Origin of the sequence: Halalkalibacterium halodurans (genome assembly GCF_004376175.1) — a bacterium.
In the GTDB taxonomy this organism is placed as follows: domain Bacteria; phylum Bacillota; class Bacilli; order Bacillales; family Bacillaceae_D; genus Halalkalibacterium; species Halalkalibacterium halodurans.
The window spans coordinates 24,271-31,554 of the sequence record NZ_SNUY01000049.1; the positions used below are offsets into that span (position 1 = coordinate 24,271).

Here is a 7,284-nt window from a genome sequence, read left to right on the forward strand (position 1 = left end):
TGAATAGGTTACACTTAGTTGGACAGTTTCGTTAAGGTCATATACACTTGATTCAAATAAACTCTGAGGAGAATCAAACATGACCAAGCGTCCGAGAAGAAGCTATACAAAAGAATTTAAGGATCAAATCGTTCAACTTCATGTTTCTGGCAAGCCCCGTGCAGAAATTATCAAAGAATACGAGCTGACGCCTTCTGCCTTTGATAAGTGGGTTCGGCAGCACCAGAACAGTGGATCCTTTGAAGAAAAAGACAACCGTACACCCGAACAGGAAGAGTTGATTCGGCTGCGGAAAGAGAATCAAAAGCTTGCCATGGAGAATGATATTTTAAAGCAAGCCGCGCTGATCATGGGACGAAAGTAGATGTGATTCGGAACAACCGCCACAAATACTCGGTATCAGCAATGTGCGATGTCCTGCAAATGGCCCGAAGTACGTACTATTATGAAGCAAAAATTCGAGACGACCAGGATGAAGAGTTGTCGGAACTGATCGTTGATATTTTTAAGAACAGCCGTGATAACTACGGCCAAAGAAAGATTAAAATTGAGCTAAGAAAGAAAGGCTGGACTGTATCAAGACGCCGTATTGGGCGGATTATGAAGGAGCAGGGCCTGGTTTCCAAATATACAGTAGCTCAGTTTAAACCAGCAAAAACAAGCTGTAATGAATCAGAAATTGGGAATACACTAAACCGGGAGTTTAATCAGGAGCAAGAACTGAAAGTCGTTGTCAGTGATCTAACCTACGTACGTGTTCAACAGAAATGGCATTATATTTGTGTATTAGTAGATTTATATAATCGTGAAATTATTGGCTACAGCGCAGGTCCTCATAAAAGTGCTGAGTTAGTTCAACGTGCCTTTGCATCGGTTAAATACAATCTTCAGCGCCTCGAATTATTCCACACGGACAGAGGAAGTGAGTTTAAGAACAAACTTATCGATCAGGCATTAGAAACCTTTGGCATTGAGCGTTCATTGAGTGAGAAAGGAACGCCCTATGATAACGCCGTCGCAGAAGCCACATTTAAGACGATCAAAACAGAGTTCGTTCGTGGTGCGGTTTTTTCTAGCCAACAGGAACTTGACCTTGAACTTTTTGACTACGTTCACTGGTTCAATACTATTCGAATTCATGGATCATTAGATTACTTAACACCGACTGAATACAAGTTAATGAACCTTTAAATAATTGTCCGATTTAGTGTTGACATTCCAATGGATGTGAAACAAACTTTGGAGAAGGCGATTGCCCTTCGCCAAAATAAGCGCTATCAAGAGTCGAATGCCATCCTTGTCACACTCTGTAAGGAGCATGCTCACGATCCACAAATTCTTTATCAATGTGGCTGGAGCTTTGATGTACTAGGATTGGAAGCTCAAGCTGTTCCTTATTATGAAAAGGCGATCGCATCGGGTCTTCAAGGAAAGGACTTGGCGGAGTGTTATCTCGGGCTAGGTAGCACATTTCGAACGCTAGGGGAGTATAGGAAAGCAGAAGCCGTTCTCGCAAACGGCGTGAAGCAATTTCCTAACCATCAGGCGCTCCGTGTTTTCTACGCAATGGTCCTCTACAACCTTGGTCGCTATGAGCAAGGGGTAGAATTATTGCTAAAAATAATCGCTGAAACGAGCGATGATGAGACGATACAATCTTACAAGCAAGCGATTCTCTTTTATGCAGATAAGCTAGATGAAACGTGGAAAGCATAAAAGGTGAAGAGCTGGAGATACTATCTCCGAATTTAGTAGGAGGTGGTATTTAATGTCGTTAACACCTTATGAACCATTTCGCCATTTAGATCAAATGCGTCGAGAGTTTGACCGATTCTTTCCTGACTTTCCGATCGATTTACCCAACCGGCATTTGACACTTAGTCCGAAAATGGATGTGCACGAGACGGATCATGAAGTGATTTTAGAGTGTGATATCCCAGGGCTTGAGTCGAAAGAGGATCTTCAAATCGATGTGGAACCTCGCTCCGTACGAATTGAAGGACGAATCAAACGATCAAAGGAAGTGCATGATGAACGATTTTATCGTCGTGAACGGGAGATTGGTCATTTTCGTCGAGTGGTACCATTACCAGCTGAAGTGGCTGAAGATGACATTCGCGCCGCCTATCGAAATGGGGTCCTAGAGGTGCGAATGAGAAAGCGACTCGATGACCGGCGGCGCACGATCGATGTAGAATTCCATTAATCCTGTATAACAAACACTTGTCTAATGAGGCAAGTGTTTTTGTTTTTACTTTAAGAAAGTTAACTGACAAAGAAAGGCGATGGTTTTCACCGAATAATCACTACCTTAGAAGAGGGGTCATTTTCTTATAATCATCACATAACGGGCCTTGTAACAGTACACTTCTACTCATCCTGTTTCGAGGATTGTAGACGCGATAAAATGCCCCTTGGTACAGTGAAGGTACATTCGTTACGTGTCTTTGCAAATAAATGATAGCGCTTTCTTAAAATTTTGTTTGGCACGTAAATGATCATACAGAAAGGATGTGATGATGATTGGTCCATGATCAGTCGCTAGGTAGTCGTGTTTTCAACATCTTTAATTATCTGTTTCTCTTTTTATTTTCCATGATATGTTTTCTTCCTTTTGTCCACATAGTGGCTGGCTCGTTTGCGTCGGTGGAGGAAGTGCTGCAAAAGCGATTTATTCTGTTTCCAACGACTTTTTCCTTGGATGCGTACCGTTATATCTTTTCGACAGACATTATTTTTCGTAGTCTGATCATTTCCATTTTAGTGACCGTCGTAGGAACCGGGTTCAGTATGTTTTTAACATCGCTGATGGCATATGGTTTATCGCGAAAAGATCTAGACGGTCGCCGGGTTCTAATGTTCCTTGTCGTATTTACGATGCTATTTAGCGGCGGAATGATTCCTACGTTTCTCGTTGTCCGATCATTGGGCCTGCTTGATACGTATTGGGCGCTGATTATTCCTACAGCGATTAACGCTTTTAATCTGATTATCTTAAAAAACTTCTTTCAAAACATTCCTGAGAGTCTGGAAGAGTCAGCAAAAATTGATGGGTGTAACGATGTTGGGATTTTCTTTCGGATCGTATTCCCATTGTCGATGCCAGCTATTGCGACAATCTCTCTCTTTTATGCAGTCACCTATTGGAATACGTTCATGCAAGCGATTTTGTACTTGAATGATTCGAGCATGTGGCCTATTCAAGTGTTATTGCGACAAATTGTCATTATGTCTAGTGGTATGCAAGGGGATTTAACCGAGCTCGGTGCCGGGTTCGTCATGCCACCAGAACAAACAATTAAAATGGCCGTTATCGTTGTTGCTACCATTCCTGTGTTAATCGTCTATCCGTTTATTCAAAAGCATTTTGCAAAAGGAGCTTTACTAGGTTCAGTGAAAGGGTAAAAATAAAAAATGGGGAGGTATGTTCATGAAAAGGATGTCTCTAGCATGTCGATGGCTCGCATTTTTATCACTTCTGCTTTTAGTTGTTGCTTGTTCTAGCAGCAATGAGGGGACAAGTGCTCCTGCTGAAGAGGGAGAAGGCAATACAGAAGAGGAAGCATTTGATCCGGATTCTCCTTTAGATTTGGATTGGATGGTGATCCTCTATCATCAACAGCCACCTAAAGATACTGTGATTAAAGAAATTGAAGAGTTAACGAATACGAATTTGGACTTAATCTGGGTACCAGATGCGGTGAAGGAAGACAGAGTGAATGCTGCGCTAGCTTCAGGAAACTTACCGAAAGTCATTACGCTGCAAGATTTCCGAACGTCATCTGTCCTTAATGCGTTTCGCTCAGGACAGTTTTGGGAAATTGGCCCTTATTTAGATGAATTCCCAAATCTAAGTGAGATGAATGAAACGATTTTAGAAAACGTTTCTGTAGACGGAAAGATCTACGGAATCTATCGTGAGCGTCCGTTGTCAAGACAAGGGGTCGTCATTCGCCAAGATTGGCTCGAAAACCTTGGGCTTGAAATGCCGACAAACTTAGAGGAGCTGTATGAAGTGGCTCGTGCCTTTACGTATGATGATCCTAATGGATCAGGTGCCGATGATACAGTCGGATTTACCGATCGAAATGATTTAATTTTCGGAGCATTTAAAACATTGGCTTCCTATCACGGAACCCCGAATGAATGGGGATTTGATGATGAAGGTAAATTAATGCCAGAATTTATGACCGATGAATATGTGGAAACGATGAATTACATGAAGAGCCTTTATGACGAAGGCTTGATCAACACCGAGTTTCCTGTCACGAGTAAAGAACAGCAGCAAGAGCTATTTATGACAGGGAGGGCGGGAATTTACGTCGGGAATATGGTTGATGCCCGTAACTTACGAGATAAAGCGAAGGACATTAATCCAGAGATGGAAGTGGCGATTACAAACCGTATTGCCGGTCCTGACGGTGAAGACCGAGTTTGGGCACAAGGAGGTCACAATGGAATCTTTGCCATTCCAAAATCAAGTGTTGAAACAGAGGCTGAGCTCAAACGGATTTTGGCATTCTTTGATCGCATCGCAGAGGAAGATGTGTACAATTTAATGGCCTATGGAATAGAAGATGTACACTATGAAACAATTGATGGTGAGTACTTCGAGCGAATCGAAGAAAATTTAGATGACTGGGCGGCGGAAGTTCAGCCACTAGTATCGTTAGTTGCAAGAGAAATGAATTATTTAAAAGCATACGGTGACCCTCTCTATGAGGAGTATGAGCGTCTAACGGAAGACAATAACGAAATTATTGTCACCAACCCTGCTGAGCCACTCTTCTCGCCAACGTATACGGAGCGTGGAACCGAATTGCAGAAAATCATTGATGATGCGACTTATAAGTATATTTTAGGTGAGCTTGACGAAGATGGCTTCGAAGCTGAAGTAGAACGCTGGCTTACTAATGGTGGAGAAAGCATTATCGAAGAATTAAACGAAGATTACGAAAGACTCAATTAATCCGTTACTTAAGTAAAAATCCCCCTGTTAATATAAATGACATTCAACGGCTTTAGTCACTAGATTCTCTAGAGGCTAAAGTCTTTTTTTACAGGAGATAGAATTCATGTAAGGCTCATCATCTTACGACTTTTTTTATTAATAGCTCCACGCTAGTTCGAACTCTCGTCCGGCCGACTCCCACGGACAATCGCATAGCTTCCTCAAGAACATCACTGTCACGGAGCGTCCAGCCTATTGGCGATCAGAGTCCCAAGAACTTGCGGACATGTTCGACCGACTGGACGTTCAAAGTATACAAAAGAGCGCGGGGCTTTGTGAACCTCACGCTCTTATGATACTTTTGATTGACGGTATTTTCCTGGTGTCATTCCTTCCTTTTTCTTAAACGATCGAATGAAGTTTTGCGAGTTGCCATAGCATAATCGTTCGGCAATTTCTCGAATCGGCATGGACGTTTCCAGCAACCATTTTTTCGCCATCGCTAATCGATAGGAGCTCAAATATTCACTAAATGAAATGTTCGTCTCCTTGCGAAAAATGCTGCTTAAGTAGTTCGGGTTGTAATGTAGTCGTTCAGCAATGGATTCTAACGTTAGTTCCATATCAAATTCATTTTGGATGATGTGGATAATTTGGTCGGAAATTGTTTTGTATTGGGAATCCATACGCTCGGCTACAGTGTGAACCGATGGCGCGATTAATTTCGTAAAAAACCATTGCTTCACTTCATCGATTGTTTGTAAGCTAAACAATTGGTCAAAGAGCGTTTTCTTATCATAAACGTCCACTGAATCAATGCCTAGAGTTTGCAGCAGTTGGATCGTATTGTTCAGCAGCCGAAGCAAGGAAATTTGATATTGGCTCGGATGAAGGTCCTTCTGAAAGATTCCATCAATCAGTGCATCTAAGTGATCTTTCACGTTCGATTTATCTCCTAGTTTAAGGGCATCGAACAATTCATTTTCTTGCTGCTTCGGATAGTACGTATGGAACGAATGAGTGTGTGCCAAATTTGAGAAGAAAATGACTGATTGACAGCCTAGTTTAATCCGATATTTTAACGCTTCTATCCCTTCATCATACGCTTCTTGTGTTTTTGTAATATCGTCATACGGCAGGCTCACACCGATGCTCACAGAAATGTCTAGCTGTTGTCTCACTTCGTTCATGATTGCTTCTGCTTTTTCGCGTACAAAACCGTCCCGCTTTTGCTCGTGGTCAACGTTCGTGAGGAGAATGAGTACGACGGTGTTGTTTAATAGAGCGGGCGTTAATCGCTCAACTTCAGGAATAAGGGTCTCTACTAAGTTGTTGATCGAAAATAAAAGAACATCTTTTTCTTCCTTTGCATACTTCGTTCCTTCCAGGGAATCGATTTGCAATGTAAGGACATGGAGCTGCCCCCAGTCTTTCGGATATTGGAATGTTTCGTATTTTGTTTCGATTTCCGATGGGCTCATATGACCTTTGATCAAATTAAGGACGAAAAATTGCTTTAGTTGTTTAATTTGACCTTGTAGCTTCTCTTCCAATTCATTGTTTAGATCGAGAACATTATGAATATGAGCGTGAATTAATTCAAATTCATCTTTCGGTGGCTTTTTCGCTGACCCTGCTGAAAAGGTCGCGGTGATCATTTGGTATAGCTCTTGAACTGGTCGGTAAATTCGCCTAGAGCCCACCCATGAATAAAGCAAGCTTAAGAGCAAGACACCAGCTGAAATGTACATTGTAAAGGCACCGATCGCGTTCGATTGTTTTGCTAGTTCTCGGCTTGAAATGACCGATACGTAGGTCCATTGGTTGTAATCAGATGTACGAAAGGTCACCGTGTAGGTGGAATGACTTAAAGGTAAAGAAAATTGACCGTTGCCATTGGCTGTTTGCTGGGCAGCTAATGCCTCTATTAACGTACCATCGGAGAGTAAGTCATCCTCTAAGATCGAAAGGTTATGATAGCCAACAGGGCGATACTGTTCATCCAGTACGAAAAACGCTTCATTTTGACTGTTTTCACTTAAAATTTTATTGACACTACATGCTGGAATGCTGGCGATGGCCAGTCCCGTTTTTTGATTGCTGTTAAGAGGTAGTTTTTTTACTAAATTCATTTGTGTGGAACAGGAGTTGGCTAATTCTTCATTAAATTCACTCCCCCACGTGTCCACGTACTGTCAAAACTTTATATAAGAGCCACAGGACAAATTTCTGTAACCCTTGATATTACTGATTCCATTCAATTTGCTACTATAGATGTGTTCCCATACCTTTTTACGTGATCAAGTTCTTTATGTTTTGTCAAACCTCAATTT

General features: G+C 41.8%; 6 protein-coding genes. 5 read left to right on the forward strand and 1 reads right to left on the reverse strand.

Annotated features, from left to right (window positions below; translation table 11 throughout):
* Positions 1 to 79 precede the first annotated feature (79 nt).
* The 5 genes from E2L07_RS14740 to E2L07_RS14760 all read left to right on the forward strand — a co-directional run bounded on the left by E2L07_RS14740 (position 80) and on the right by E2L07_RS14760 (position 4,969).
* A protein-coding gene (locus E2L07_RS14740; RefSeq protein WP_134228893.1) for an IS3-like element IS655 family transposase occupies positions 80 to 1,191 on the forward strand; the annotation gives its coding sequence in 2 pieces (ribosomal slippage) (positions 80 to 329 and positions 329 to 1,191; 1,113 coding nt in all).
* A 30-nt stretch (positions 1,192 to 1,221) separates the two neighbouring features.
* A complete protein-coding gene (locus tag E2L07_RS14745) occupies positions 1,222 to 1,716 on the forward strand; it encodes a tetratricopeptide repeat protein (RefSeq protein ID WP_010896657.1) in 495 nt (164 codons plus the stop codon).
* Positions 1,717 to 1,768: 52 nt separating this feature from the next.
* Positions 1,769 to 2,206, forward strand: coding sequence for an Hsp20/alpha crystallin family protein (locus E2L07_RS14750; protein WP_010896658.1), 438 nt, complete (start codon positions 1,769 to 1,771; stop codon positions 2,204 to 2,206).
* 389 nt (positions 2,207 to 2,595) lie between these two features.
* The gene (locus E2L07_RS14755) at positions 2,596 to 3,405 is read left to right on the forward strand and encodes a carbohydrate ABC transporter permease (protein ID WP_161598570.1); all 810 of its coding nucleotides are present in this window, start codon (positions 2,596 to 2,598) and stop codon (positions 3,403 to 3,405) included.
* A gap of 25 nt (positions 3,406 to 3,430) precedes the next feature.
* Positions 3,431 to 4,969: an extracellular solute-binding protein gene (locus tag E2L07_RS14760; protein ID WP_010896660.1), complete on the forward strand. Its 1,539-nt coding sequence runs from the start codon at positions 3,431 to 3,433 to the stop codon at positions 4,967 to 4,969.
* A 332-nt stretch (positions 4,970 to 5,301) separates the two neighbouring features.
* Here E2L07_RS14760 and E2L07_RS14765 read toward each other — a convergent pair whose 3' ends face one another.
* Positions 5,302 to 7,140 (reverse strand): helix-turn-helix domain-containing protein, encoded by a 1,839-nt coding sequence (locus tag E2L07_RS14765; RefSeq protein WP_134229943.1) that lies wholly within the window; start codon positions 7,138 to 7,140, stop codon positions 5,302 to 5,304.
* Positions 7,141 to 7,284: the final 144 nt, after the last annotated feature.

What these genes read in the sequence shown, in the direction of transcription:
- E2L07_RS14745 (WP_010896657.1), top strand. Translation starts at nt 1,222, where the DNA reads ATGGATGTGAAACAAACTTTGGAGAAGGCGATTGCCCTTCGCCAAAAT.
- E2L07_RS14750 (WP_010896658.1), top strand. Translation starts at nt 1,769, where the DNA reads ATGTCGTTAACACCTTATGAACCATTTCGCCATTTAGATCAAATGCGT.
- E2L07_RS14755 (WP_161598570.1), top strand. Translation starts at nt 2,596, where the DNA reads ATGATATGTTTTCTTCCTTTTGTCCACATAGTGGCTGGCTCGTTTGCG.
- E2L07_RS14760 (WP_010896660.1), top strand. Translation starts at nt 3,431, where the DNA reads ATGAAAAGGATGTCTCTAGCATGTCGATGGCTCGCATTTTTATCACTT.